The sequence below is a fragment of the Janthinobacterium aestuarii genome, from assembly GCF_046113285.1.
In the GTDB taxonomy this organism is placed as follows: Bacteria; Pseudomonadota; Gammaproteobacteria; order Burkholderiales; family Burkholderiaceae_D; genus Janthinobacterium.
This window is the reverse complement of sequence record NZ_CP142524.1, coordinates 64,246-88,478: the sequence shown is the minus strand read 5'-3', so window position 1 is coordinate 88,478 and position 24,233 is coordinate 64,246. Positions and strand designations below refer to the sequence as shown.

The following is a 24,233-nucleotide window of genomic DNA, read 5'->3' as shown; positions in this document are numbered from 1 at the left end:
TTGTTTTCCAAAACACAGCAACGCGTGCTGGCTTTGCTCTTTGGCCAGGCGCAGCGCTCTTTCTATGCGAATGAAATCATCGCCTTCGCGGCCATCGGCTCGGGCGCCGTGCAACGCGAACTGGCCAAGCTGGTGAAATCGGCCCTGGTGACCGTCAAGAAAGTGGGCAACCAGAAGCATTACCAGGCAAATCATGATGCGCCGATCTTCGACGAGCTGCGCAGCATCGTGCTGAAAACCTTTGGCGTCGCCGATGTGCTGCGCGTGGCCCTGCAACCGTATTGGCAGGAAGTCGACCTGGCGTTTGTGTACGGTTCGATGGCCAAGGGCACGGAACAGGCGCACAGCGACATCGACCTGATGGTCATCGGCAACATGGCATCGAATGCCCAGTTGCTGGCAGCGCTGCAGCCAGCGCAGCAGCAACTGGGGCGCAGCATCAACCCCACCTTGTACACACATGAAGAATGGCGGCAAAGAATAGACGACGGCAAGTCGTTCGCCGTGCGCGTCCTCGAACAGCCCAAAATTTTTGTCAAAGGGGCCAATGATGACCTCCTCAAGCTCACAGGCGCTGGCAAACCTGGCGCGCATCGGCCAGCTCAAGGCTGAGCCACCGGACGCACGCGAACGGCCGGGCTTGCTGCGCTCGGCCACCGTGCGCCTGCACGATGTCAGGCAGCCGATACTGTCGCTGGAAAGCCGCTTCGACCTCGCGTGTAACGCCGCGCATGCTGCCGCCTTGTCTGCGCTGCGTCAACATGGTTATCGCAGCGACAACCGCTATCTCGTCTTTCAAAGCCTGGAACACACGCTGAGTTTCACGCCACAGCAATGGCTGCTATTCAATCAGGCCCACAAGAAGCGCAACCTGGCCGAATACGAGGGCGAGCTGGATGTCACGCAGGGCTTTGTCGACGAGTTGATCGAGCATGTGGAACAATTGCTCGCGGCGGCAAGTGCACTCAATGTCCAGCCGCCAAGCTAATCGCCTTATTCCTGCCCCTTCAACTGCAACGCCCGCTCATACAGGGCGTTTTTCTTGCGGCCCGTGATTTGCGCCGTCAGATTCGCCGCCTGCTTGACGCTGCATTCGGCCAACAGGATATTGAGGATGCGTTCCGCTTCCACGTCTTCCGCGTCCTGCGCTTGCGTGGCGCCTTCCAGCAGGACGACGAACTCTCCCTTTTCGCGGTGCGCGTCGGCACGGATCCAGCTTTCCGCTTCCGACAGGGGGCAGCGGTGGATTTCCTCGAACAGTTTCGTCAGTTCGCGCGCGAACACCACCTGGCGCGTCGGCTCGAACGCTTCCACCAGGGCCGTGGCGCAATCGAGGATGCGGTGCGGCGCTTCATAGAACACCATGGTCGCCGTCACGCCGCGCAGGCTGTGCAAGATGTTTTCGCGCTGCTTGGCCTTGGCTGGCAGGAAGCCGACAAAGTAGAACTGGTCATTCAACAAGCCGCTGGCGGAGATGGCGGTGATCGCCGCCGACGGGCCGGGCAGGGGCAGCACGCGCAGTCCCGCCGCGCGCACGGCGTCGACGATGCGCGCGCCGGGGTCGGACACGGCGGGCGTGCCGGCGTCGGAAACGAGGGCGATGCGCTCGCCCGCCTGCAGGCGCGCGATCAGGGTCTGCGCCACTTCGCGCTCATTATGTTGATGCGCCGCAATCAATGGCTTGTTCAAGCCGAAGCGCGTCAGCAGGTGCGCCGTGTTGCGCGTATCTTCACAGGCGACGGCATCGGCAAGGCTCAGCAAGTGCAGCGCGCGCAGGCTGATATCGGTCACATTACCGATGGGCGTGGCCACTATATACAATGTTGCGATAGGATAGACCTGGTGCGCCGCCTCTGTCATGATGGGCAGGCTGGCGATGGAACTGATTTCTTGTACGGTCATTTTGGAGGTTGAATGCTTGCTAATAGTGTGAAGTTACTGCTTGTTTGTGCCGCGACCGGCATGCTGAGCGCTTGCAGCACGCCTTGCGACGCGCCCGGGCAATTGTGCGCGCCTATTGAATCTAACACAAGGGCGCTGCCGCCACCGAAGCCGCTGCCGCCTCCCGTGCCGCCCAAGCCGCCCGCGCCCGAACCGGTCACGTTTGCCGTGGCCGTGCCCGATATTACCGCGTACGACGGCAGCGGCGCGCCGCTGGCGCCCACCGCCACCAAGCCGGCAACGGGCACGCCGCAGGACATGCCGGCCGCCACGGCACCGGCGCCGTCCGACGGCAATCTGCACCACATCGGCCTGCTGCTGCCGCTGCGCTCGGCGTCCCTGGGCCCGGCCGCCGAACTGCTGCGCGCCGGTTTCATGGCCGCGTATGAGCGCGACCGCAGCGGCTTCGAAGTGACGGTGATCGACACGGGCGACGGCAGCACCGACGTGCTGAACAAATTTGCGCAGGCACAGGAAGAACAGGACGTCGTCGTCGGACCGTTGTCGCGCTCGGCCGTCACGGCCGTGGCGAACAGCGACCTGGTGCGTAAACCAACGATCGCCCTGAACCACCCGGACAACCGCGGCGAGGCGCGCCTGCCGGCCAAGCTGCTGGTGATGGGCCTGTCGATCGAGGCGGAAGCGCGCCAGGTCGCCGCCTGGGCCGCCAGCGAACAGCCGGGCGCCAGCGCGCTGATCCTGTCGGCCGGTTCGCCTTCGCAGCGCCGCATCAGCGCCGCCTTCAAGCAGGAATGGCTGCGCCAGGGCGGCAAGGTCGATGCGATGGACTTGACGGCCACGAATGGCTACCTGAGCGATGCGGAGCTGGTGCAGCTGCGCGCGCGCCTGGCCGCCACGCCGCCGGGCCTGCTGTTTGCCGCGCTCGACGCCGACCAGGCGCGCCAGCTGCGCGTGGCCATCGGCAGCGACCTGCCCCTGTATGGCACCTCGTCACTGAACCCCGGCGCCGGGCGCGGCGCCAGCGGCCCCGAACTCGACGGCGCGCGCCTGCTGGACCTGCCATGGCAGGTGCGGCGCGACCATCCGCAAGTGATGGTGTATCCGCAACCGCCGCAACCGGCCGACGCCCGCCTGACGGCCGACATGGAACGCCTGTACGCGCTGGGCATCGACGCCTTCCGCGTGGCGCGCGAAGTGGCGCTGCGGCCAAACGCGCCATTCACGCTCGACGGCGTGACGGGCCGCCTGGCCGTGCGCTTTGAGAATGATCAAAGCGTGTTCGAACGCACGGAACAGGCCGCCACCTACCAGCAGGGCGTGCTGGGCACCTGGCCACCGGCTCCGCCGACACCTGCCACCATGCCGCCGGTACAATAAGGACACCGCCATGCCGCCCTTCTGGAACAAACGGGAACGGGGACGGCAGGGGGAAGACGATGCGCTCGCGTATCTGTTGCTGCAAGGCTTGGTGCTGCTGGAACGCAATTATCTGTGCAAGGGCGGCGAACTGGACCTGATCATGCGCGATGGGCCGTCCGTCGTCTTCGTCGAAGTGCGGCTGCGCAGCAGTGCGGCCTTCGGCGGTGCCCTGGCCAGCATCACGCCCGCCAAGCAGCGGCGCATGGTGGTGGCCGCGCAAACCTGGCTGCTGGGACAAAAAACCGTGCCGCCATGCCGCTTCGACGCGCTGGCCATCGATGGCGGGCGCATCAGCTGGCTGAAGAACATCCTCGATATGTAAGCATTTTTAACAGTGCTTGTCCGCCATGCCGCGCGCCTGCACTATAATCGGCAGACTATGAATAATCAACGCATCCTCTCGCACTTCCACGAAAGTGCCGAACTCAAGATCCAGGCCGCCACCGTACTGGCGCAACCCATTGCGCAGGCGATCGACCTGATGTTTTATGCATTGTCCAACGGCAACAAGATCCTCGCCTGCGGCAACGGCGGTTCCGCCGCCGATTGCCAGCATTTCGCGGCCGAGCTGGTCGGACGCTTCGAACGCGAGCGCTTTCCGCTGCCGGCCCTGGCGCTGACGACGGATACGTCGATCCTGACGGCCGTGGCGAACGACTACAGCTACCGCGAGATCTTCTCGAAGCAGGTGCAGGCCTTCGGCCAGGCCGGCGACATCCTGCTGGCCATCTCCACGTCGGGCAATTCGGCCAACGTGATGGCCGCCGTGGAAGCGGCGCTCGAGCGCGAAATGCGCGTCGTGGCGCTGACGGGCAAGGACGGCGGCGCCATCGGCAAGATGCTGACGGACGCCGACGTGCATATCTGCGTGCCGGCCGAGCGCACGGCGCGCATCCAGGAAGTCCACCTGACCACCATACATTGCATCTGCGACGGCATCGACGTCGCGCTATTCGGAGGAGACGTGAATGACTAAATTCGGTACTGGCCCAGGCTGGAAACGCGTACAACGCCCGCTGGCCACCGCACTGCTGTGCGGCGCCATGCTCACCTCGCTCACCGGCTGCATCGAACTGATGGTCGGCGGCGCGGTGATGGGCGGCGTTGCCGCGGCGGACCGCCGCACCCTGGGCGCCCAGACCGAAGACAAGTCGATCGCCGTCAAGGGCGAGGCGCGCATCCCGTCCATCGTCGGCGATGCGGGCCACGTGAATGTCACCAGCTTCAACCGCCGCGTCCTGCTGACGGGCGAAGTGCGCGACGAGGCGATGAAAAATGCCGTCGAGCGCGAAGTGCGCAATATCGAAGGCGTGGAATCGGTGGCCAATGAATTGATCATCGCCGGACCGGCCAGCTATACCTCGCGCTCGAACGACGCGCTGATCACCACCAAGGTCAAGGCCAGCCTGGTCGACATGAAAACCATCTCGGCCGCCTCGTTCAAGGTCGTCACGGAAAACGGCACCGTCTTCCTGATGGGCCGCGTGACCCAGCGCGAAGGCACGGTCGCGGCCGACGTGGCACGCGGCGTGGGCGGCGTGCAGAAAGTGGTCAAGCTGTTCGACTACATTTCGGAAGCGGAACTGAAGCAATTGCAGCCCGATCCGCCGCAGCAGCGCACGACCAGCACGGTCAGCGATACGGTCCAGCAATAAACGCCTCCGCCGTTTGACCTACGGCGCCAGACTGACGATGCGTCTATAATGGCCGCATCGTTGCTCTACATTAGTGAAACTTTGCCATGTCCACTTCGCCCTCCGCAAGCAAGTCCTGGATCAAGCCAGCCCTCATCGCCGTGTTCGTGGCGGGCGTGGCGGCGGCCGGCTATCTGTCGCTCAATGACAGGCAACGCGCGCCGGACGTGACCTTCCACGGCATCCATGGCGAGAAAATTACCTCGGCCAGCCTGCGCGGCAAGGTGGTGATGGTCAATTTCTGGGCCACTTCGTGCACCACCTGCGTGGCGGAAATGCCGGACATGATCGACACCTACAACAAGTACAAGGGGCAGGGCCTGGAGTTCGTGGCCGTGGCCATGAAATACGATCCGGCCAACTACGTGCTGAACTTCGCCGAAACGCGCCAGCTGCCGTTCAAGGTGGCGCTCGACGTGACGGGCGAAGCGGCCAAGGCCTACGGCGACGTGGCCCTCACGCCCACCACCTTCGTGCTCGACAAGCAGGGCAAGATCCTCAAGCGCTACGTGGGCAAGCCGGAATTTGCCGAACTGCATAAGTTGCTCGAAACGGCCATCGCGGGATAACACGGCACAAAACCCTGTTGCCAAGCGTTGTCAATCTGTTATAACCTTCCCAGGCGTGATCCCATTCACCTTGTGAAGGCCAGCCGTGTCCCCAGCCGCTCAATCGCTCGACCCGCAGCAACTGAAAACCTGGCTGCTTGCCACCGGGAACAAGGACGCCACGGCGTTCCGCCAGCTATATAACTCCACCTCATCGAAACTGTTTGGCTTCGCGCTGCGTATATTGCATAAGCAAGAGCTCGCAGAAGAAGCCTTGCAAGAGGGTTTTGTCGCCATCTGGAACAACGCCGCCGCTTACCAGAGCCATCTGGCCGCGCCGATGACCTGGATGGCCACCATCGTGCGCAACAAGGCGTTCGATGTGCTGCGGCGCAGCGACGATACCGTGGAAATCGATGCCGAACAGTTTGATAGCGAAGTCATGAATGCACTCCGGGACCCCCAGGCCACGCCGATCGAATCGCTGCAGATGAGCGGTGATGCCAAGGCGCTGGCGTTTTGCATGTCCGCCCTGGAAGGGCTGCACCGGCAGGTGGTCGCCCTGGCGTTCTATCACGATCTGTCGCACAGCGAAGTGGCGCAGCAGATGTCGCTGCCGATCGGCACCGTGAAGACGTGGATACGCCGCAGCCTGGAACGGCTGCGCACGTGCCTGGCGAAACGGGAGGCATCATGAATATCCGCGGCAATGACGCGCTGCGCCAGAAACTGGCGTCCGAATACGTGCTGGGCACCCTGAAAGGGGGCGCGCGGCGGCGTTTCGAAGGCTGGCTGCACAACGACGCCGATTTGCGCAATATCACGGCCGAATGGCGCCAGCGCCTGGAACCGATGGCCGAATTCGCCACGCCCGTGGCGCCGCCCAAGCGCGTGTGGCAGCAGATCGAGCAGCGCCTGCACCTGAAGCCGCAGGGCGGCTGGTTCTTGTTCCGCGATTCGCTGTCGTTCTGGCGTGGTCTGGGCATGGCGTCGAGTGCCATCGCCGCGCTGCTGGTGATCGTCGTGGCCACGCGCGTGATGGACGCGCCGCAGATCAGCTATGTCGCCAGCCTGACGGACGAGAAGGCGCAAACGGCATTGCTGCTGACGGCCGACAGCCGCCACGGCGCGCTCGAGGTGCGCATGGTGGCCAACGCGCCCGTGCCAAGTGATAAGGATCTGGAACTGTGGGCCGTGCCGAAGAGCGGCAACCCGCGCTCCCTGGGTTTACTCGCCGACAAGGGCAACGTGAAACTGGCCCTGTCCCAGCGCGCCCTCGGCAACGACGTGGCCTTGCTGGCCGTCACCCTGGAGCCGAAAGGCGGTTCGCCGAATCCGGACGGACCGACGGGACCGATCTTGTATAAAGGTAACTGGGTAAAAATTTAACCCTAACGCAAAATCCGGGGTCAGACCCGTCGGGTCTGACCCCGGCAGTTGATTTGGGTTGCTTACCTTACTTTGGATACAGAATCATCTGCGTGCAGCGGAAGAGGGCAATCGTCTTGCCCGTTTCCTTGCTTTTCACCACGGCATCCCACACTTGCGTGTTGCGGCCCTTGTGCTCGACTTTCGCCGTGCAGATCAGCGTGCCTTCGCGGGCCGTGCCCAGGTGGTTCGATTTCAGTTCGATGGTGGTGAAATTCGTCGCGCCTTCGGGCAGGTTGACGATGCAGCCATAGCCGGACGCCGTGTCGGCCAGGGTCACCACGCTGCCCGCGTGCAGGTAGCCGTTCGGCGCCAGCAGGTGCGGCAACACGGGCAATTCCGCCGTCAGCTGGCCGTCGCCCACGGCCGTGATGACGATACCCAGGTGGCCGGGCAGGCGGCCCGTGCCGCGTTCATTCAACATTGCTACGGTGATGTCGGGATTGCTCATGCTGGTCCTTGTGCGGGTGAGTCCGGAAAGCGGATCTGCCGGAAAATACTATGATGATAGCAACTTTCCCCGCAACGGTTTGGCCGCCGCTTATTTCCGGCCGCGCCGCCGTTTCCACCACACCAGCATCCCCGTCAGCAGGAACAGCAAGGGCATCAGGCCAAACAGCGTAATGAAGGCGCGCCCGGCCACGCCAAACGCCTGGCCCGAATGCAGGGGGAATTGCCAGCCCAGGAAAACGTCTCCGGCCGGCGCCCGCAAGGGATCGCGTATGCGCAGGGGCAAGCCGCTGCGCGCGTCCAGCGTGATGCGCGTGGCGCCGTCGCCCTCGGCGATTTCGCCGGGCTGGCGCACGCGCACGTCGTACGGCTGGTCCTTCTTGGCCGGCAGCACGATGCGCGACACGCGTGCCTGCGGATACAGCTGCTGCGCGGCGGCCATCGCCTGGCCTGCATCGAGCACGGCGCCGTCCTGCTGCACATTCTTGAGTTTTGCCGTGTCCGGCACCGTCGACACGAGCTCCACCAGGGGCACGATCAATTGCGGCAAATTGAAATAGATGCCGGAAAAGGCGAGCATGGCCAGCACGGGCGCGGCAAAGAAGCCCGCCGCCTTGTGCAAGGTGTAATTGAAACGGGGCCAGGAGCCGCCATGCGACACGGTCAAGGCGCGCCGGATCGCCGTCCACTGCAGGCGCGGCCACCACAGGTAAATGCCGCTCAGGGCCATCAGCAGCAGGGCCACGCCGGAAATGCCCGTGATCGTCTTGCCCGCGTCGCCGGACAATACATAGCGGTGCAAATGAAACATGCCCGACATCAGCAATGGGCGCGTGAGGCCGAAGCGCCCCCAGTCGCGCTCGCCTTTGACTTGCAGGGTGTAGGGGTCGACCATCACCTGGCGCACGATGGCCTGGCTGAAGAGGGATGGCTTGCCTGGCTGGCGGTACGAGGCCACGTACACGTCGCGCGCGTCGGCAGGCGGATTGAGCTGGCTCGGCTTGCCGTAGGAGGGGTCGGCCGTAAGCCCATCCAACACCGCTTGCAGCGTACGCGGCGTCACCTGGAACACCTGGCCGGGCGCGGGCGTGCTCGCCTGTAACAAGTTGGGATTCAGGTAAGCGTCGATTTCCGGCATCCAGGCGATGGCGGAGCCCGTCAAGCCCAGCAGGACGAACAGGGCGCCGAACCACAGCCCCACGTACAGGTGCAGTTTGCTGAGCAACCACTTGATCGAGCGTTGTGACATGGAAACTTTGGGAAATTTGGGCTGCGAAACGATAGCATGAAAGCCCCACAGTGAAAATCATGCACGGTCAGAAAGCGGCAAACCGCACAACACGCTCATGCGAACGTCTGAAATAGGATAAAACGAGCGTTTCGGCACCATCAGCGAGCGCATCGGCATCGCGGGTAAATATTGCACGGCATACACTTTCCCCTATACTTATCGAAAGGAAAACCATGACCGCCTCCCGCTTCCTCGCCGCCACCTTGGGCCTCGCTCTGCACCTGGGCGCGCACGCCGCCGATTTCACGGTCACCAGCACCGACATCGCCCCCGGCCAGCGCCTGGCGAGCGCGCAAGTGTTCCAGGGCTTCGGCTGCACGGGCGGCAACCTGTCGCCGCAATTGTCGTGGAGCAATGCCCCAGCCGGCACGAAAAGCTACGCCATCACCCTGTACGATCCGGACGCGCCCACGGGCAGCGGCTGGTGGCACTGGAGCGTATTCAATGTGCCGACCAGCACCACGTCCTTGCCTGCGGGAACGACAACCGCCACCCTGCCAGCCGGCGCCGTACAAGGGCGCAACGATTACGGCGACAGCGCCTACGGCGGCGCCTGCCCGCCACCGGGCGACCAGGCCCACCGCTACCAGATCACGGTGTGGGCGCTGAAAACGGACAAGCTGCCGCTGGACCAGCACGCCAGCGGCGCCATGCTCGGCTACATGCTCAATGCCAACGCGCTGGGCAAGGCACAACTGACGGGACTGTATGGCAGATGACATGGAAGCGGTGGCCCTGAGCGAGCTGCGCATCGCCCACGGCACCATCGAGGCGCGCCGCGCGCAAACCCTGCGCCGCGTGCCCGTCTTCCAGAGCGCCCTGTGCCGCGTGCGGCAAGGAACGAAACTGCTGGAATGGGGCGCCCGCCAGGCGCGCGCCGGCACGCACGACGTGGTGCTGATGCCGGCCGGACAGGAACTGGGCGTGGCCAACCTGCCCGGCGCGCAAGGCTACCGGGCGGAAGTGCTGAGTTTTTCGCCGGCCCTGATCGCCCGTTTCCGCGCGCGCCATGGCGGCCTCGTCGATACCCAGCTGCGCCAGGCGGCCACGGCCAGCCTGTGCGTGCCGCTCGATGCCCACGCGGCACTGGCCTGGGACCAGCTGACGGCCAGCCTGGCGAGCAGCACACCGCCCGCGCTGCTGGCGCACCAGGCGGAAGGCTTGCTGCTGGCCCTGGCACTGGGCGGCCATTGCGGCCCGCTGTTGCTGGACCGCCGCGATCCGCTGGCCGCGCGCGTGCAGCAAGTGCTGCTGCTGGACCCGGGCGCCGACTGGAGCGTGGCCAAGGTCGCCAGCCATCTGCACCTGGGCGCCTCCACCCTGCGCCGCCAGCTGGCCCTGGAACAGCGCCATTTCCGCGCCATCCTGGAAGACGTACGCCTGGGACTGGCCTTGCAGGAATTACAATCTGGCATCTTACCCATCGGCGACATCGCCGCCGCCTGCGGCTATGCCTCGCCATCGCGCTTCGCGGCCCGTTTCCGCCAGCATTACGGCCTGTCGCCGCGCGACCTGCGCGCCACCTTGTAAGCCCGCTCTGGCGCAAATCAAGCAACAAGCGCTGACAGCGCGGCGATTTTCTTGCTACTATGCGCCCATGTCTTCCCGCCAGCCATCCCGCAAGCCTTACCCGGCGTCCGCCCTCGCGCGCACGCCGTGGCAGCTGTGCGTGGCGCTGTTCAGTGCGCTGGCCCTCGTGTTCCTGCTGTCGACGGCCGCCTCGCACCTGCACAAGACGACGCTCGACGCGGAAGAGTGCGCGCTGTGCGCCACGGTCATCGACAAGGTGGCCGACATCGCCGTGCCGCCGGCCATCGCCGAGCCGCCCGCCCAGTTACTGCCGTACCGCCTGCTGGCCCTCGCGCCCGCTACCCTGGCGCCCGTCGCCGTCCTCGTCCTGCCGCCCGTGCGCGGCCCGCCTGCCGCCTCACTGTAGTTCCCACGCTGTTTTTATCCTTTTCAGGCTGCCCCTTGCCGCGCTTTGATGCGCGCCGGGCCGCCTGGCGTTGACTATTTTCGAGGTTTACCATGCAACACACTCCACGTCTGAGCGCGCTGTCGCTCGCCCTTGCCAGCCTGTTTACCGTTTCCGCCCATGCCGCCGAGCCTGCCGAAGCCAGTAGCGATACCGCCCCACCGGAAATGCAAAAGGTGGAAGTCACCTCCGCCCATCTGAAAAGCGCGCGCATCGAACTGTCGCCGAAAGTCGGCACCACCATCTACAGCATCGACAGCCACATGGTCGACATGCTGGGCCAGGGCGACAACACGCCGTTCAATGAAGTGCTGCTGCGCCTGCCGGGCGTGTCGCAGGATTCGAAGGGCTCCGGCGCCCTGCACGTGCGCGACGACCATGCCAACGTACAATACCGCATCAACGGCGTGCAGTTGCCCGAAAGCATCAGCGGCTTCGGCCAGTCGATCGACACGCGATTGATCGACAAGACGGATTTCATGACGGGCGCCTTGCCGGCCCAGTTCGGCCTGCGCACGGCCGGCATCGTCGATATTGAAACGAAGGAGGGCGGCATGACGCCGGGCGGGCGCATCGGCATCATGGTGGGCAGCCACGACCATGTGGAGCCGAGTGCCGAATTTTTCGGCAGCGTGGGCAAGTTCAATTACTACCTGTCCGGTAGCTACCTGGGCAATGCACTGGGCGTGGAAAACCCGCAAGCCACGCGCAGCGCCCTGCACGACAAGACGCGCCAGAACAAATCGTTCGGCAGCCTGTCGTATTTCCTCGATGACAATACCCGCCTGGGCGCCATGTTCGGCACCTATAACGGCCGCTTCCAGATCCCGAACAACCCGGACCAGGCGCCGGCATTCAGCTTGGCCGGCCACAGCGATGCGCAGGCGGGCACGTCCAGCATCGCTTCCTCGCAGCTGAATGAAAACCAGCGCGAAGTGAACCGTTTTCTCGTGCTGTCGCTGCAAAAAAGCCTGGGCGACGTCAATTACCAGGTGTCGGCCTTCCACCAGTATTCGGAACTGCACTTCACGCCCGACGCCATCGGCGACTTGATCTACAACGGCGTGGCCTCGGACTCGCGCCGCGCGAACAGCGCTTCCGGTGTCCAGTTCGACATCAGCTACAAGTTGCACCAGGACCACACCGTGCGCGCGGGCCTGGCCTACACGCGCCAGAAAACGACGAGCGACAACACGGTGGCCGTCTTCCCCGCCATGGACGGCGCGCAAACTTCCACCACGCCGGTCAGCATTCTGGACAACAGCGGCAAGACGGGCACCCTGGCCAGTGTCTACCTGCAGGATGAGTGGCACATCAGCAAGCCGCTGACCCTGAACTACGGCGCCCGCTTCGACAAGGTCTCGGCCTACACGAGCGAACAGCAATGGAGCCCGCGCGTCAACCTGGCCTACCAGATCGCGCCGGGCACGGCCCTGCACGCCGGCTATTCGCGCTACTTCACGCCGCCGCCGCAGGAACTGGCCGCCCAGGGCAGCATCGACCTGTATGCGAACACGACGAATGCGCCGGAAATCGGCCGGTCCGACAACGTCAAGGCCGAGCGCACGCATTACTACGATATCGGCATCAGCCACCAGGTCAATTCAAAGCTGACCGTGACGGCCGATGTGTACTATAAAAAGATCAACAACCTGCTCGACGAAGGCCAGTTCGGCCAGGCGTTGATCCTGACGCCGTTCAACTATGCGGACGGCTACGCCAAGGGCCTGGAGCTGTCCGCCATCTACAGCGAGAAAAACTGGGGCCTGTTCCTCAACGCCAGCACGCAAAAGGCGCAGGGCCGCAACATCAATTCGGGGCAAGCCCTGTTTGGCGCCGATGAGTTGAACTACATCAGCAGCCACTATGTCTACCTCGATCATGACCAGAAATACACGCTGTCGGGCGGCGGCCATTATCACTTCGGCGATTCGCAAGTGAGCGCTGACTTCCTCTACGGCAGCGGCCTGCGCATGACGCCGGAGGGCGGCGCACCGAATTCCGGCCATTTGCCGAGTTACTTCACCGTCAACACGGCGCTCACGCACACGTGGAAGAACACGCCGGTGGGCAAGGTGGAAGGACGGCTGGCCCTGATCAACCTGTTCGACAAGTCGTATTTGCTGCGCGACGGTTCCGGCGTGGGCGTGGGAGCGCCGCAGTATGGCGCCCGCCGCAGCATCTACGCCGGCCTGTCCACCAGTTTTTAACCGTTACCACCGTTACGCGCGAAGACAGCGGCAGGGAGCAACGCCTGCCGCTGTCGGTTGCCGTTAAGAAACGATCTCGTGGCGTCTATCGGGATGCTGTTTTAATGGGGAATATCGGCGATTGGTAGCAGCATGGTCAGCGGATCATCGGGGAGGGGCGTAAAACCATACTGTTGATAAAATTGCGTGCCTTGCGGCTCTTTGGCATCGACAAACAGGGCAAAACCGCCCACCTCCGCTGCGACCGATTGCACACGCTTCATGGCCGCTACCAGCAGCAATCGGCCAAAGCCGCGACGCTGATGCCGCTGCGCGACAGCAAGCCGCGCCAAGGTAAAGCCGGGTACGTTGCTGGGCAACTTCTTCATCATGGCGATGGGAATAGCCTCCTTGGGGGTCATGGTACGAATCGCCAGTGAAAAATAGCCAATAATTTCCGTAGGATCAGTTTCATCGACCAGCGCGAACGTTCGCGATGCGCCATGCCGCTGATGCTGCCTTGCTATTGTCTGCAACCACGTATCCAATACCGGTGTGCCGCAATGAAACCTTGTTACATCATGTATTGCTTTCAGTGCTGTCACGAAGTACGCCATTCTCTACTTTCTGTGCATAATTTTCAAAAGCCTTCGTCAAAGCCGCATTCGGCCCCTGCGGGTTTTCCAGCAAATCGATCATCATGGCGGCGTCACGACGGGAATAGCGGATCAGGTATTCGCGATCGATGATCATTTCCGCCTTTTCCAATGCAGCTTGCACGAGGAATTGATTCAAGGTAGCGCCGGTCAGCTCAGCCGCTTCTTGAAGTTTCTCGGCAATTGAGCCGGAAACCCTGGCCGTAATACGGCCGCGTTCTTCAGTCACACTCATTATTTAGCTCGTGTCGTCGGGTTTGTTCGGGTGTCGTCGGGTATCCCAATGAGCATAGTACATGATGGGGACAAAGCAACCCTTATTGGAGACAAAATGTCACCATTACTCATTGCCCCATTTGATTTCGGCATGATGATGCGCCTGCAGATACGCATTTGCCTGGCTGAACGGCTTGCTGCCAAAGAAACCTTTGCTGGCCGACAAGGGAGATGGATGGGGCGCTGCCAGCACCAGGTGCTTGCCGGGGTCGATCAAAGTGCGCTTGGCTTGCGCATAGCCGCCCCACAGGATGAACACAAGGTGTTCGCGCTCGGCGGACAGGTGGCCGATGGCGCTGTCCGTCAGCTTTTCCCACCCCTTGGCTGCATGCGAACCGGCCGCCCCGGCGCGCACCGTCAGCACGCTGTTGAGCAGGAACACGCCTTGCTCGGCCCAGTCGGACAAATCCGTGCGCGTGCGCGCCACGCCCATGTCGCTGTGTAATTCCTTGAAGATATTCTGCAGGCTCGGCTGCGGCGGCGTGCCTTCGGGAATCGAAAAGCACAGCCCCATGGCGGCACCGGGCGTGTGATACGGGTCTTGCCCCAGGATCACCACCTTGACTTGCCCGAACGGCGTCAGGTCGAAGGCGCGAAAAATGAGTTTACCGGGAGGACAACACGGCCCCGCCGCATATTCGGCCTTGACGAAGGCGGCCAGGCGCTCCCAGTAGGGCTGGGCAAACTCCCCCTCCAGCCGCGCCTTCCACGATGCGTCGATGCGTACGTCCATGGCTCCCCCGTCAATCATGTTTTTAAAACATCATTGATCAGTATAGCCGCGTCACGTCCGGTACCGCGTTACGGTACGGCTGGGCAATGCCTATTTGTCGTCATAGTGATAACGGCAGGCCGCCACGTAGATGCAGCCCGCGTCGGGCAGATACACGAGCCGGTGCTGGCGGTCGATGCGGCGCGACCAGAAACCCGTCAGGTCGCCTTTCAGCGGTTCCGGCTTGCCCGTGCCCTTGAACGGATCGGCCAGGCATGCATCGAGCAAGTCGTTGATTTTTTGCAGGATTTTCAAGTCGTTCTCTTGCCAGAACAGATAATCCTCCCAGGCATGATCGGTCCAGGCCAGCACGGCGGCGCGCGCCTGCTGCTTGTTTTCAGTCTTCCGGTTTTTCATGCCGCGCCAATGCCCGTGGCTGCGCCTTGCCCGCCTTGATCTGCGCCACGGACGCCATCAGCCGGCTGGCATTCTTTGCCGTGCCCAGCAAATACAGGGTTTCCTCGATGCTGTTGTAGTCCGACAAGGACAGCATCACCACATGTTCGCCATTCACGCGCGTGATCACCGTAGGCGTATGGTCGTTGCAGACGTCGTCCATCACGCTTTTCAGGCCCGCGCGCGCCTCGCTGAAAGTCAGGATATTCATGCGGTGCCACCACTCCATGGAAAGTACATGCCAATAATTGTACAGGATATTGTACATCACCTCAATCAGGCAAAAAAAAGCCGCCACGCTATCGCGGGCGGCTTTGATGTGGCGCAAGCTGCTTAGAAATTCAGCGCCGATTCCACGCCGGCGCTGTGCGCCTGTTCATCCGCGTGGTACGAGCTGCGCACCATGGCGCCCACGGCGGCGTGGGTGAAGCCCATTTTATAGGCTTCCTCTTCGAACATTTTGAAGACGTCCGGGTGCACGTAACGGCGCACGGGCAGGTGGCTGTTCGATGGCGCCAGGTACTGGCCGATGGTCAGCATGTCGATGTCGTGCTCGCGCATGTCGCGCATGACTTGCAGGATTTCCTCGTCCGTCTCGCCCAGGCCCACCATGATGCCGGACTTGGTTTTGACGTCCGGGTACATGGCCTTGAAATCCTTCAGCAGTTTCAGCGAGTGCATGTAGTCGGAGCCGGGACGTGCTTCCTTGTACAGGCGCGGTGCCGTTTCCAGGTTGTGGTTCATGACGTCAGGCAAACCATCCTTGAACAGATCCAGGGCTTTTTCCAGGCGGCCACGGAAGTCGGGCACCAGCACTTCGATGCGGGTGTTCGGCGACAGGGCGCGCGTTTGCTGGATGCACTCGACGAAATGGCCGGCGCCGCCGTCGCGCAAGTCATCGCGGTCGACGGAGGTGATGACGACGTAGTTCAGGCGCAGCTTGGCGATGGTTTTCGACAGGTTGGCCGGCTCTTCCTTGTCCAGCGGGTCCGGACGGCCATGGCCGACGTCGCAGAACGGGCAGCGGCGCGTGCACTTGTCGCCCATGATCATGAAGGTGGCCGTGCCCTTGCCGAAGCACTCGCCGATGTTCGGGCAGCTGGCTTCCTCGCACACGGTCACGAGCTTGTTTTCGCGCAACACATCCTTGATTTCATAGAAACGGGTCGAAGCCGAAGCGGCCTTGACGCGGATCCAGTCCGGCTTTTTCAGGCGCTCGATCTGCTCGATCGGGACGATCTTGATCGGGATGCGCGAAGTCTTGCTGGCGCCTTTTTGCTTTTCGCTCGGGTTGTAGGCGGGAGCGGCGGGGGCGGTGCTGGAAATGGTCTCAGAAGTCATGGCTGCAAGCCCTTGACGGGCATGTTGGTTTGTTTGCTCAGGCATCCGCTGCCTGAGGCGCGCCTGCGGCGCTGTTTACTTCGCTTACATCGAGTAATACGGTCAATTCCTGGGCCAGGGCCCGCTGCACCTCGGCCAGCGGCGCCACGACGCCCATGCTGCGCATGTCCGCCGTCTTCAGGCCGGAATAGCCGCAAGGGTTAATCCAGGAAAACGGCGCCAGGTCCATCGCCACGTTGAGCGATACGCCATGGTAGGTGCAACCGTTGCCGCGCACTTTCAAGCCCAGCGCGGCGATCTTCGCACCCTTGTCTGGTCCGCCAGCAATATAGATGCCAGGCGCGCCATCGATGCGCTCGCCAGCGAGATTATACGCCGCCAGCACGTTGATGATGGCTTGCTCGATTTTATGCACGAACTGGCGCGCATACAGCTTGCCGCCCGGCTTGTTGCGGCGCAAGTCCATCAGCAGGTAAATCACCACCTGGCCGGGGCCGTGGAACGTCACTTCGCCGCCCCGGTCCGTCTGCACCACGGGCACACTCTCGGCGCCGGCCAGCAGATGGCCGCGGTCGGCCGCCAGGCCCAAAGTAAATACGGGCGGATGTTCGACGATCCACAGTTCGTCGCGCGTGTCCGTCGTGCGCGCATCGGTAAAGGCGCGCATGGCGGCAAAGGTCGGCTCGTAATCGACGCGGCCCAGCTCGCGGATCAGCGCCGTTTCGGTGCGGGTGGTGGTCATGACAGATTCTGTAATCAGCTGCCGGCGCCCTGCGGACGCTGCGGCGAAGCCGTGATTATAAGCCAGGCCGCCGTTTCATTCAGCCAAGGGCGCCTCGTCGTTGCCAGAAGGCAGCAGCAAGCTGCCCAATTTTTGTGCAGCGTAGCGCACCTGGGCCAGGCTCAAGGCCGTGTAACCGAGCAGCACGGCCGGCGCCAGCCTGGCGCTGTGGCAAAAATCGCCGAGCGGCTGCAGCGCCAGACCCTCCTGCGCCGCGCGCGCGCAAAAGGCCCGTTCATCGCCATCGGGCGGCAGCCACAGCACGCAATGAAAGCCCGCCTGCTGGCCGGAAATCGTGTAACGCCCGGGGGCCGTCTGCTCGAGGCAGGCCAGCAGCAGGTCGCGCCGCTCCTTGTAGGCCAGCCTGGCCTGGCGCAGATGGCGCACGAAGGCGCCTTCTTCCATCCAGGCGGCCAGCGCCAGCTGTTCCGTCACGCCCACGGACCTGCCCGTCAATTGCACGATGCGCAGCAGCTGCGGGCGCAAGGCGGGCGGCAGCACCATGAAGCCCACGCGCAGGCCGGCAAACAGGGTCTTGTTGAAACTGCCGCAATAAATCACGCGCTGGTACTGGTCCAGTGCCTTCAGGGCCGCCAGCGGCGCGCTGTGGTAATTGAATTCGCTGTCGTAATCGTCTTCCACCACCCAGGCGCCGCTGTCGTTCGCCCATTCCAGCAAGGCCAGGCGGCGCGTGACGGACATGGTCACGCCCAGCGGCGACTGGTGCGCCGGCGTCACGTACGCGAGGCAGGCGTCCGTGTGCGCGGCCAGGGCGGCGCAATCGATGCCCTCGGCGTCGACGGCAATATCCACGGGCACGGCGCCGGCCAGGGCAAACAGGGCGCGCGCGGCCGGGTACCCCGGTTCTTCCAGGCACACCTTGTCGCCATCGCGCACGATGCCGCGCGCCAGCAAGTCGATCGCGTGGCGGATGCCGGTCGTGACAACGATATCTTGCGGGTCGCAGCGGATGCCGCGGTACTTGGCGAGGAAGTCGGCAATCTGCTGGCGCAGCTGGGGCAAGCCGGCCGGATCGGCGCTGCACAGCTGCTCCGGCGTGGCGGCCGCCAGCGCCCGCGTGGCGCACTTGGACCAGGCTGCCATGGGAAACAGGCTGGCGTCGGCGCGCCGCGCCACGAAGGGCAAGCCGTCGCGCACACCCGTGTCCGACGCGGGCGCGGGCACGCTGGCCGGCGCGGCCGGGGCGGTATCTGCAAATCCTGCCATCAAAAAGCGCTCCGGCACCACGGCGCACACGCGCGTGCCGGAACCGGGCACGCGCGTCACATACGCTTCCGCGTGCAGGCGGTCGAACACGGTTTCGATGGTGCCGCGCGACAACTCCCACCGTTCGGCCAGGGTGCGGCTCGATGGCAGCCGGCTGCCCGCCGGCAGCATCTTCGTCAGGATGGCCGAGCGCAGCGCTTCATACGCGCCATCCTGCTTGTTGACGCCTGCCTTGTCGAGCCAGCTGGTGGGACGAGGCAAGTCCAGGGCGTGCGGTGATTTTCCTCGCGGCATGATGATCGTCCAAGTGGTCCAATGAGTTTTCTGATGAGTGGCACTTCGCATTACACCACAACCAACCTACTCTCATCGTTCCGGTGCGCCAGCGGGGCGCACGTTTGCAAGGATCGTATAAAACAATGCAGAAACACATCGCTTTATGGGCCTGGGGCGGCATCGTGCTGCTGCTGGTCTGCCTGTCGCGCATCAGCATCGACATCTATCTCCCTTCGCTGCCGGCCATGGCCGATGCCCTGCATGCCAGCGATGCCCAGTTACAACTGACCCTGAGCCTGTTCATGGCCGGCTCCGCCGCCTCGATGCTCGCCTGCGGACCGCTGGCCGACCGCTACGGACGCCGACCCGTGCTGCTGGCCGGCACGGGCATTTTTGTGCTCGCCAGCATCGTCTGCACCTTCACCAGCGATGTGCACGTGCTGATCGCCGCACGCGTGCTGCAGGCGTTCGGCGGCTGCAGCGGCACCATCATCGGCCGGGTCATGGTGCGCGACCGCTTCGACCCCGCCACGCAGGCGCGCATGCTGGGCAGAATATCGATGGCGATGGGTTTGTCGCCGATCCTGGCGCCGCTGGCCGGCAGCGTGCTCGACGCGGCATTCGGCTGGCGCGCCGTATTTGGCGTGCTGTGCCTGCTGGGTGCGCTGTCGCTGTGGCTGATCGCCGCCTGGGTGCCGGAAACCAAGCCGGCCAGCGTCGTACCACAGGGCAATACCCTGGCGCTGTACTACCGCCTGCTGGGCGACAGATATTTCCTGCGCTATGCGCTGGCCATCGGCTGCGTGTATTGCACGTATTTCCCCTTCATCGCGGAATCGTCCGTGCTGCTGCAAAGGGGCATGCACCTGTCGCCTGGCGCGTATGCGCTGGTGTTCGGGCTGACGGTGAGCGGCTATATCGCGGGGTCGAGCCTGTTCCGCGCGCTGGGACCGCGCCTGGGCGCCGATCACATGCTGGGCGTGGCTGTGCTGCTGAATGTGGCGGGGGCGGCCAGCCTGTTGCTGGCGGGTACGTTGGCGCCGCAGCATGTGGCGTCGCTGGTGGCGCCCATGCTGCTGGTGATGGTGTCGGTAGGCATGGCGATTCCCGCCTGCCAGCTGGCCGTGCTGCAGCCGTATGGCGCCCAGGCGGGCAGCGCCTCGGGCCTGTTCTTCTTCGTGCAGATGGCCATCACGGCCGCCTGCGGCGCCGTCATCGCCGCCATCACGGACGGCAGCGAAAAACCGCTGCTGTGGGTGACGGCGGCGGCCAGCGGCGCCTTTGCCGCCGTCTGGCTGCTCACGAAGAGCCGGGCCAGCGTGGCGGCAGCCAGCCTTACATGACGATCTTGACCATCGGGTGGCCCGACAGCGCCATGTACAGGGCGTCGAGCTGCTCGCGGCTGATGGCGCGCACGGTCACGGTCAGGCCCGTGTAATTGCCCTTGCCCGATGGACGCTCTTCCATGCGGCCCGCATGGAAGGTCGGATCGTGGCTGATGACCAGCTCGAGCATGGTCGGCGCGAAATCGACATGCGTCGGGCCCATGATCTTGATGGGAAAGTCGCTCGGATATTCGATCAGCGATTCGCTGGGAGGAATCGTCACTTCGGTCGGTGGGGTGGTTTGCATGGGAAATCCAATCAGTGCCGGTCAGAACAGGCAGCGCTTATCGCGCGGCGGCTGCATAAAGGCGTATTGTAGCCAACTTTGGCAGCGCCTGCGCCGGCCGCCATGGCCCCAGGGGCGCGGAAAAAAAAAGCCAGCTGGGTAAGCTGGCGAAAACTATTTCGTTTGGACAAAATAGCCGGAAAAGTCGATGCTGTCACTTGGAGGATAAGCAGTGGCCGTACTGTAGCCAAACCACGGCAGCTTTACCTCCGGTATGTGACGAACTGCGCATTTCGCGGCTTGAACGTCGATACGGCGCGACAGACGGCACGGCCGTCAGCGCTCCGCTTCCTGCATCCGGCCATTGCGGCCGGGACCGCCGCGCTCGTTGTTGCGCTCAATGTTGCGTTCACGGGGCGGATTGGGACGCTCGGCGCTGCGCGCTTCCTGGGGCGGACGGGCGGCAGGGGCCGGCATCGGCGGCGCAGGGCGCGGCTGTGCCACGGGCGGCGGCGCAGGCAGGGAGGGCGGCGGCGCCGTCTGCAGCACCTCGCGGCGGGGGCCACGCTCGGCGCGGGGCCAGTCGGCGCGGGGCCGCTCCTCGCCACGCCAGCCGGGACGGGCCACATGGTCATGCACCGGTGGCAAGACCGGCATCGCCGGCATCACGGGCTGCGCCGGCATGGGGGGCTGCTGCGGCTGGGCCGGCACGGGCGGGCGGTTCGGCTGCATCGGATGCGGCGCCAGGTGCGTCTGGCCGTCGTCCGTCTGCAGGCGGCCAGGGCGGCTGCCCCAGTCGCGCCGGGGCTCCCGGTCGCCGCGCGGCGCCTCAACGGGACGCTGCCAGTTGCCGGCCGGCGCGGGCGCCGTGCTCAGCGGCAAGCTTTGCATGACGGGCGGCGGCATGGTGGTGCGGTTGCGGCGCGGCACGTCGACCGTGCGCGAGGCGCCAAAACGCTCGCCCGGCAGCATGGTCATGCCTTCGCGCCGTTCGCGTTCGCCCGCCACGAAACGGCGCCCCTCGGCCACGCGGTTGATGCGGCGTTCATAGTCCGCGCTGGCGCGGTAGCCGGGCACGTAGCGGTCGTGCGGCGACAGGGGGAACCAGCCGATACCGGGCCCCGGCCGCTGGCCGTGCTGCTGCCAATGGTTGCCGCCGACCCAGCCCACCAGGGCCGGCGCCCAGGGCGCGCGCACGCGCTCGCGGCCCGGCGCCCAGCCCCAGCGGTGGCCCAGCAGCACCCAGCGGCCGTAGTGCGAGGGCGCATAGCCCCACGGCGCATTGTCGACCCAGGTCCAGCCCCACGGCGCGATCCACGTCCAGCGCCCGTCGCTGTACGGTGCCCAGCCGGCCGGCACGCTGCTCGGCAGCCACAGGGGCCCGTATTGCGCGTCTTCCTGCCAGGCGCCGTAGCGGTCCAGCTCTTCATAGCCGGTGGTATCGTCCGTGACATAGCGCAAGGCCGGCGCGGCGGCGGGCAAGGCTTCGGGCCAGTGGTCGAACGCCACGCGCTGCACCGCGCCCGTGCGCAATTCTTCGTCCGTCAACTCGGCGCGCTTGCCGGCACGCAAGGTCACGCTGCCCGTCGCGCCATCCACATCGGCCGCGCCGTCGAGCACGCTGACGACGCTGGTGCCGGGCTGGCGCCCCGCCTCGATGCGCACCCAGCCCGGCTGGGTCAGGATCACGCGGGCCTGGGCCGTGGTCAGCTCGAAGCCGCGCAGCGCGTCCGGGTTGCGCACGCGCACGCTGACCGTGCCATAGCTGAGGTGCAGCTTGAAACTGTCGTCATCGAGTTCGCTCACTTCCAGCTCGGAATCGCCATCGAGGCGCACGGCGGCCGCCCCCACGCGAAATTCGGCCAGCGCACCGCGCAGGGTGCTCAAGCGGTTATCCGTCGTGACGGGCCAGTTCAAGAGGGCGTTTTGCGCGTCGCCATCGCCGGCGCGCACCAGCACTTGCCCTTCGACGGTGGAAATGCGGCCCACGCGGGCGGGCGGGTCCTGCGCCAGGGCGAAGGCGCACGCCGACGACAGCAGCGCGGCGCACACGGTGCGCAGGAAGGGGAGGGTCAGGGTCGGACGCATGGCAGCGCTCCAGGCAGGACTTACAGGGATGATTGCCACCGATTACATCCGCATTCGACGGACCTCGCAAGCGGGCTTACAAATGTTTGCATATTGACTTCGTTCAGGTTGCCGCCTGGCTGCCCCGCTTGACGAAGAACAGGGCCGCGCCGACGGCTATCAGCAAGCCGCCAAAGAAGCGGTTCTGCTTTTTCACGGCGCGCGCATCGCGGAAAAAGCGCTGCATCGAGGAAGCCAGGAAGGCGTAGCTGTGCATGACGATCTGATCGATCGTACACATGGTGACGGCCAGGATCAGCAGCTGCGGCAGCAGCGGCGCTGCCGGGCTGATAAATTGCGGCAACACCGCCACCATGAAAATGATGCCTTTCGGGTTAGTCACGTTGGTCAGAAAGCCCGTCAGCACGCGCCGGCCCATGGAAGGCACCACGGCGTCGGCATGCAGGTCGCCCGTGACGGCCACCTTGGCGCGCCATTGCGACAGGCCCAAATAGATCAGGTACAGGGCGCCCACCGTCTTGACGATATTGAACGCCACTTCCGAGGCCAGCAGCAGGGAACCGACGCCGGCGCCGGCGATGCCCAGCACCACCAGCAGCCCCAGCTGCAGGCCCAGAATCGTCGCGCTGGCCTTTCTGACCCCGTACGACAGGCCGTGCGACATCGACAGCACGGCGCCCGAGCCGGGCGAGACGGCGATGATGGAAGCGGCGATGACAAACGTGATCCAGGTGGCGAAGTGCATGCGGTGTCCCAAAAATGGTGATGATGAGCAATTTTAACCCGCGCAGTGCGGCCTTGCCGGCCCGCCCTGAGGTAAGATCGCAGTCACACACTTCCTTGCCGTACAACCAAGAATAACATCATGAAAAACAACACTTTCTTCGCTCCACGACTCCCTGCCACCGCCATGGGAGCGCGCTGAGATGGCCGGCTCCAGCCTGCTGGCCCTGCTTGACGACATCGCCAGCATCCTCGATGACGTTTCCCTGATGACCAAGGTGGCCGCCAAGAAGACGGCCGGCGTGCTCGGCGACGACCTGGCCCTGAACGCGCAGCAAGTGGCCGGCGTGCGCGCCGAACGCGAACTGCCCGTCGTCTGGGCCGTCGCCGTCGGTTCGCTGAAGAACAAGGCCATCCTCGTGCCCGCCGCGCTGGCCATCAGCGCGTTTGCGCCGTGGGCCATCACGCCATTGCTGATGGTGGGCGGCGCCTATCTGTGCTTCGAGGGCTTCGAAAAGATTGCCCATAAATACCTGCATCCGGACGACAGCCACAAGGCCGAGCTGGCGCAGGCGCTGCGCGACCCGCAGGTCGACCTCGTCGCCCTGGAAAAGGACAAGATCAAGGGCGCCATCCGCACCGATTTTATTTTATCGGCGGAAATCATCGTCATCGCGCTGGGCACTGTGGCCGCGGCCACCTTTGCCGAGCAGGTGGCCGTCGTCATCGGCATTGCCATCATCATGACGGTGGGCGTGTACGGCCTGGTGGCCGGCATCGTCAAGCTCGATGACGCGGGCTTTTATTTGTCCGCGCGCAAGGGTGCCGGCGCGCTGATGGATGGCGTGCGCGGCTTGGGCCGCATGCTCGTGTCGGCGGCGCCGAAACTGATGAAATTCCTGTCCGTCGTGGGCACGCTGGCCATGTTCATGGTCGGCGGCGGCATCCTGACGCACGGCTGGCCGTGGGCCAGCGCCATGCTGCACCATGCGGAAGAAGCGGTGGGCAGCGTGGCCGGCATCGGCCCCGTGCTGGCCGCCGTCACGCCCAGCCTGATCAATGCGGTGGCCGGCCTGATCGCCGGCGGCCTGGTGCTGGCCGGCGTCACCGCCGTGTCCGCTTTGTTGCGCATGATCAAGCCAAGCAAATAAACTTTCTGGTCTGATGAGGCGGCAGGCGCATCCGTGCCT

The 24,233-nt window shown here is 64.4% G+C and carries 29 protein-coding genes; 15 read left to right on the top strand and 14 right to left on the bottom strand.

Going from position 1 to position 24,233, the window contains the following annotated elements:
• Together OX462_RS00420 and OX462_RS00415 are read left to right on the top strand one after the other, a co-directional pair.
• Complete coding sequence (locus OX462_RS00420; RefSeq protein ID WP_409027539.1) at positions 1-612, top strand: nucleotidyltransferase domain-containing protein; 612 nt, start codon at positions 1-3, stop codon at positions 610-612.
• Complete coding sequence (locus OX462_RS00415) at positions 548-988, top strand: hypothetical protein (RefSeq protein ID WP_409027538.1); 441 nt, start codon at positions 548-550, stop codon at positions 986-988. Before OX462_RS00420 ends, OX462_RS00415 begins: the two co-directional genes overlap by 65 nt.
• A 5-nt stretch (positions 989-993) precedes the next feature.
• Here the strand turns inward: OX462_RS00415 and rsmI are convergent, their stop codons facing one another.
• Complete coding sequence (gene rsmI, locus OX462_RS00410; protein ID WP_070288967.1) at positions 994-1,902, bottom strand: 16S rRNA (cytidine(1402)-2'-O)-methyltransferase; 909 nt, start codon at positions 1,900-1,902, stop codon at positions 994-996.
• Between the two features lie 165 nt (positions 1,903-2,067).
• Between rsmI and OX462_RS00405 the strand changes: the two genes are divergently transcribed.
• The 7 genes from OX462_RS00405 to OX462_RS00375 all read left to right on the top strand — a co-directional run bounded on the left by OX462_RS00405 (position 2,068) and on the right by OX462_RS00375 (position 6,952).
• On the top strand, positions 2,068-3,279 hold the full coding sequence (locus OX462_RS00405; RefSeq protein WP_409027537.1) for a penicillin-binding protein activator: 1,212 nt from the start codon (positions 2,068-2,070) through the stop codon (positions 3,277-3,279).
• A gap of 10 nt (positions 3,280-3,289) precedes the next feature.
• Positions 3,290-3,643 (top strand): YraN family protein, encoded by a 354-nt coding sequence (locus OX462_RS00400; RefSeq protein WP_409027536.1) that lies wholly within the window; start codon positions 3,290-3,292, stop codon positions 3,641-3,643.
• A 57-nt stretch (positions 3,644-3,700) separates the two neighbouring features.
• A complete protein-coding gene (locus OX462_RS00395) occupies positions 3,701-4,297 on the top strand; it encodes a phosphoheptose isomerase (protein ID WP_034752465.1) in 597 nt (198 codons plus the stop codon).
• Positions 4,290-4,976 carry a BON domain-containing protein gene (locus OX462_RS00390; protein ID WP_070223194.1) on the top strand — a complete coding sequence of 229 codons (687 nt, stop codon included), beginning with the start codon at positions 4,290-4,292 and terminating at the stop codon, positions 4,974-4,976. The genes OX462_RS00395 and OX462_RS00390 overlap by 8 nt, the downstream gene beginning before the upstream one ends.
• Positions 4,977-5,062: 86 nt before the next feature.
• Positions 5,063-5,584, top strand: coding sequence for a peroxiredoxin family protein (locus OX462_RS00385; protein ID WP_409027535.1), 522 nt, complete (start codon positions 5,063-5,065; stop codon positions 5,582-5,584).
• Between the two features lie 85 nt (positions 5,585-5,669).
• The gene (locus OX462_RS00380; RefSeq protein WP_070288964.1) at positions 5,670-6,260 is read left to right on the top strand and encodes a sigma-70 family RNA polymerase sigma factor; all 591 of its coding nucleotides are present in this window, start codon (positions 5,670-5,672) and stop codon (positions 6,258-6,260) included.
• Entirely contained in the window at positions 6,257-6,952 is a 696-nt protein-coding gene (locus tag OX462_RS00375; RefSeq protein ID WP_409027534.1) for an anti-sigma factor, read from the top strand. Before OX462_RS00380 ends, OX462_RS00375 begins: the two co-directional genes overlap by 4 nt.
• A gap of 67 nt (positions 6,953-7,019) precedes the next feature.
• Here OX462_RS00375 and OX462_RS00370 read toward each other — a convergent pair whose 3' ends face one another.
• Together OX462_RS00370 and OX462_RS00365 are read right to left on the bottom strand one after the other, a co-directional pair.
• On the bottom strand, positions 7,020-7,442 hold the full coding sequence (locus OX462_RS00370; protein ID WP_409027533.1) for a PaaI family thioesterase: 423 nt from the start codon (positions 7,440-7,442) through the stop codon (positions 7,020-7,022).
• A 90-nt stretch (positions 7,443-7,532) separates the two neighbouring features.
• Complete coding sequence (locus OX462_RS00365; protein ID WP_409027532.1) at positions 7,533-8,690, bottom strand: PepSY-associated TM helix domain-containing protein; 1,158 nt, start codon at positions 8,688-8,690, stop codon at positions 7,533-7,535.
• A 215-nt stretch (positions 8,691-8,905) separates the two neighbouring features.
• Between OX462_RS00365 and OX462_RS00360 the strand changes: the two genes are divergently transcribed.
• The 4 genes from OX462_RS00360 (at position 8,906) to OX462_RS00345 (ending at position 12,917) form a co-directional block, all read left to right on the top strand.
• Positions 8,906-9,451 (top strand): YbhB/YbcL family Raf kinase inhibitor-like protein, encoded by a 546-nt coding sequence (locus OX462_RS00360; protein WP_409027531.1) that lies wholly within the window; start codon positions 8,906-8,908, stop codon positions 9,449-9,451.
• Positions 9,441-10,262, top strand: coding sequence for a helix-turn-helix transcriptional regulator (locus OX462_RS00355; protein WP_409027530.1), 822 nt, complete (start codon positions 9,441-9,443; stop codon positions 10,260-10,262). The genes OX462_RS00360 and OX462_RS00355 overlap by 11 nt, the downstream gene beginning before the upstream one ends.
• A gap of 67 nt (positions 10,263-10,329) precedes the next feature.
• Entirely contained in the window at positions 10,330-10,668 is a 339-nt protein-coding gene (locus tag OX462_RS00350) for a hypothetical protein (RefSeq protein ID WP_070223211.1), read from the top strand.
• A 92-nt stretch (positions 10,669-10,760) separates the two neighbouring features.
• Positions 10,761-12,917: a TonB-dependent receptor gene (locus tag OX462_RS00345; RefSeq protein ID WP_409027529.1), complete on the top strand. Its 2,157-nt coding sequence runs from the start codon at positions 10,761-10,763 to the stop codon at positions 12,915-12,917.
• Positions 12,918-13,018: 101 nt separating this feature from the next.
• Here OX462_RS00345 and OX462_RS00340 read toward each other — a convergent pair whose 3' ends face one another.
• The 8 genes from OX462_RS00340 to OX462_RS00305 form a co-directional block, all read right to left on the bottom strand.
• Entirely contained in the window at positions 13,019-13,501 is a 483-nt protein-coding gene (locus OX462_RS00340; protein WP_162995799.1) for a GNAT family N-acetyltransferase, read from the bottom strand.
• Entirely contained in the window at positions 13,476-13,787 is a 312-nt protein-coding gene (locus OX462_RS00335; protein WP_071650246.1) for a type II toxin-antitoxin system TacA family antitoxin, read from the bottom strand. The genes OX462_RS00340 and OX462_RS00335 overlap by 26 nt, the downstream gene beginning before the upstream one ends.
• Before the next feature lie 105 nt (positions 13,788-13,892).
• A complete protein-coding gene (ung, locus tag OX462_RS00330) occupies positions 13,893-14,561 on the bottom strand; it encodes a uracil-DNA glycosylase (RefSeq protein WP_070223219.1) in 669 nt (222 codons plus the stop codon).
• Positions 14,562-14,651: 90 nt separating this feature from the next.
• On the bottom strand, positions 14,652-14,957 hold the full coding sequence (locus OX462_RS00325) for a Txe/YoeB family addiction module toxin (protein WP_070223221.1): 306 nt from the start codon (positions 14,955-14,957) through the stop codon (positions 14,652-14,654).
• On the bottom strand, positions 14,938-15,207 hold the full coding sequence (locus OX462_RS00320; RefSeq protein ID WP_070223351.1) for a type II toxin-antitoxin system Phd/YefM family antitoxin: 270 nt from the start codon (positions 15,205-15,207) through the stop codon (positions 14,938-14,940). The genes OX462_RS00325 and OX462_RS00320 overlap by 20 nt, the downstream gene beginning before the upstream one ends.
• 122 nt (positions 15,208-15,329) lie before the next feature.
• Entirely contained in the window at positions 15,330-16,337 is a 1,008-nt protein-coding gene (gene lipA, locus OX462_RS00315) for a lipoyl synthase (RefSeq protein ID WP_070223223.1), read from the bottom strand.
• A gap of 37 nt (positions 16,338-16,374) precedes the next feature.
• Positions 16,375-17,079 carry a lipoyl(octanoyl) transferase LipB gene (gene lipB, locus OX462_RS00310; protein WP_409027528.1) on the bottom strand — a complete coding sequence of 235 codons (705 nt, stop codon included), beginning with the start codon at positions 17,077-17,079 and terminating at the stop codon, positions 16,375-16,377.
• A 75-nt stretch (positions 17,080-17,154) separates the two neighbouring features.
• Entirely contained in the window at positions 17,155-18,639 is a 1,485-nt protein-coding gene (locus OX462_RS00305; RefSeq protein ID WP_409027527.1) for a MocR-like pyridoxine biosynthesis transcription factor PdxR, read from the bottom strand.
• Between the two features lie 125 nt (positions 18,640-18,764).
• Between OX462_RS00305 and OX462_RS00300 the strand changes: the two genes are divergently transcribed.
• Positions 18,765-19,964, top strand: coding sequence for a multidrug effflux MFS transporter (locus OX462_RS00300; RefSeq protein WP_409027526.1), 1,200 nt, complete (start codon positions 18,765-18,767; stop codon positions 19,962-19,964).
• On the opposite strand, the gene OX462_RS00295 is transcribed toward OX462_RS00300, so the two are convergent.
• The 3 genes from OX462_RS00295 to OX462_RS00285 form a co-directional block, all read right to left on the bottom strand.
• Positions 19,957-20,253, bottom strand: a complete 297-nt coding sequence (locus OX462_RS00295; RefSeq protein ID WP_070257888.1) for a DUF493 family protein — start codon at positions 20,251-20,253, stop codon at positions 19,957-19,959. The two genes, OX462_RS00300 and OX462_RS00295, sit on opposite strands and share 8 nt — an antisense overlap.
• Before the next feature lie 315 nt (positions 20,254-20,568).
• Positions 20,569-22,320, bottom strand: a complete 1,752-nt coding sequence (locus tag OX462_RS00290) for a DUF6600 domain-containing protein (protein ID WP_409027525.1) — start codon at positions 22,318-22,320, stop codon at positions 20,569-20,571.
• A gap of 103 nt (positions 22,321-22,423) precedes the next feature.
• Positions 22,424-23,065, bottom strand: a complete 642-nt coding sequence (locus OX462_RS00285) for a LysE family transporter (protein WP_121670756.1) — start codon at positions 23,063-23,065, stop codon at positions 22,424-22,426.
• Between the two features lie 181 nt (positions 23,066-23,246).
• Between OX462_RS00285 and OX462_RS00280 the strand changes: the two genes are divergently transcribed.
• On the top strand, positions 23,247-24,194 hold the full coding sequence (locus tag OX462_RS00280; RefSeq protein ID WP_409027524.1) for a DUF808 domain-containing protein: 948 nt from the start codon (positions 23,247-23,249) through the stop codon (positions 24,192-24,194).
• The last annotated feature ends 39 nt before the right edge of the window (positions 24,195-24,233 follow it).

Coding starts and splice junctions, on each gene's coding strand:
- OX462_RS00305 (WP_409027527.1), bottom strand. CDS start 18,639: ATGCCGCGAGGAAAATCACCGCACGCCCTGGACTTGCCTCGTCCCACC.
- OX462_RS00370 (WP_409027533.1), bottom strand. CDS start 7,442: ATGAGCAATCCCGACATCACCGTAGCAATGTTGAATGAACGCGGCACG.
- OX462_RS00375 (WP_409027534.1), top strand. CDS start 6,257: ATGAATATCCGCGGCAATGACGCGCTGCGCCAGAAACTGGCGTCCGAA.
- OX462_RS00290 (WP_409027525.1), bottom strand. CDS start 22,320: ATGCGTCCGACCCTGACCCTCCCCTTCCTGCGCACCGTGTGCGCCGCG.
- OX462_RS00360 (WP_409027531.1), top strand. CDS start 8,906: ATGACCGCCTCCCGCTTCCTCGCCGCCACCTTGGGCCTCGCTCTGCAC.
- OX462_RS00365 (WP_409027532.1), bottom strand. CDS start 8,690: ATGTCACAACGCTCGATCAAGTGGTTGCTCAGCAAACTGCACCTGTAC.
- OX462_RS00280 (WP_409027524.1), top strand. CDS start 23,247: ATGGCCGGCTCCAGCCTGCTGGCCCTGCTTGACGACATCGCCAGCATC.
- OX462_RS00345 (WP_409027529.1), top strand. CDS start 10,761: ATGCAACACACTCCACGTCTGAGCGCGCTGTCGCTCGCCCTTGCCAGC.
- OX462_RS00335 (WP_071650246.1), bottom strand. CDS start 13,787: ATGAGTGTGACTGAAGAACGCGGCCGTATTACGGCCAGGGTTTCCGGC.
- ung (WP_070223219.1), bottom strand. CDS start 14,561: ATGGACGTACGCATCGACGCATCGTGGAAGGCGCGGCTGGAGGGGGAG.
- OX462_RS00325 (WP_070223221.1), bottom strand. CDS start 14,957: ATGAAAAACCGGAAGACTGAAAACAAGCAGCAGGCGCGCGCCGCCGTG.
- OX462_RS00415 (WP_409027538.1), top strand. CDS start 548: ATGATGACCTCCTCAAGCTCACAGGCGCTGGCAAACCTGGCGCGCATC.
- rsmI (WP_070288967.1), bottom strand. CDS start 1,902: ATGACCGTACAAGAAATCAGTTCCATCGCCAGCCTGCCCATCATGACA.
- lipA (WP_070223223.1), bottom strand. CDS start 16,337: ATGACTTCTGAGACCATTTCCAGCACCGCCCCCGCCGCTCCCGCCTAC.
- OX462_RS00300 (WP_409027526.1), top strand. CDS start 18,765: ATGCAGAAACACATCGCTTTATGGGCCTGGGGCGGCATCGTGCTGCTG.
- OX462_RS00295 (WP_070257888.1), bottom strand. CDS start 20,253: ATGCAAACCACCCCACCGACCGAAGTGACGATTCCTCCCAGCGAATCG.
- OX462_RS00355 (WP_409027530.1), top strand. CDS start 9,441: ATGGCAGATGACATGGAAGCGGTGGCCCTGAGCGAGCTGCGCATCGCC.
- OX462_RS00320 (WP_070223351.1), bottom strand. CDS start 15,207: ATGAATATCCTGACTTTCAGCGAGGCGCGCGCGGGCCTGAAAAGCGTG.
- OX462_RS00395 (WP_034752465.1), top strand. CDS start 3,701: ATGAATAATCAACGCATCCTCTCGCACTTCCACGAAAGTGCCGAACTC.
- OX462_RS00390 (WP_070223194.1), top strand. CDS start 4,290: ATGACTAAATTCGGTACTGGCCCAGGCTGGAAACGCGTACAACGCCCG.
- OX462_RS00285 (WP_121670756.1), bottom strand. CDS start 23,065: ATGCACTTCGCCACCTGGATCACGTTTGTCATCGCCGCTTCCATCATC.
- OX462_RS00400 (WP_409027536.1), top strand. CDS start 3,290: ATGCCGCCCTTCTGGAACAAACGGGAACGGGGACGGCAGGGGGAAGAC.
- OX462_RS00385 (WP_409027535.1), top strand. CDS start 5,063: ATGTCCACTTCGCCCTCCGCAAGCAAGTCCTGGATCAAGCCAGCCCTC.
- lipB (WP_409027528.1), bottom strand. CDS start 17,079: ATGACCACCACCCGCACCGAAACGGCGCTGATCCGCGAGCTGGGCCGC.
- OX462_RS00350 (WP_070223211.1), top strand. CDS start 10,330: ATGTCTTCCCGCCAGCCATCCCGCAAGCCTTACCCGGCGTCCGCCCTC.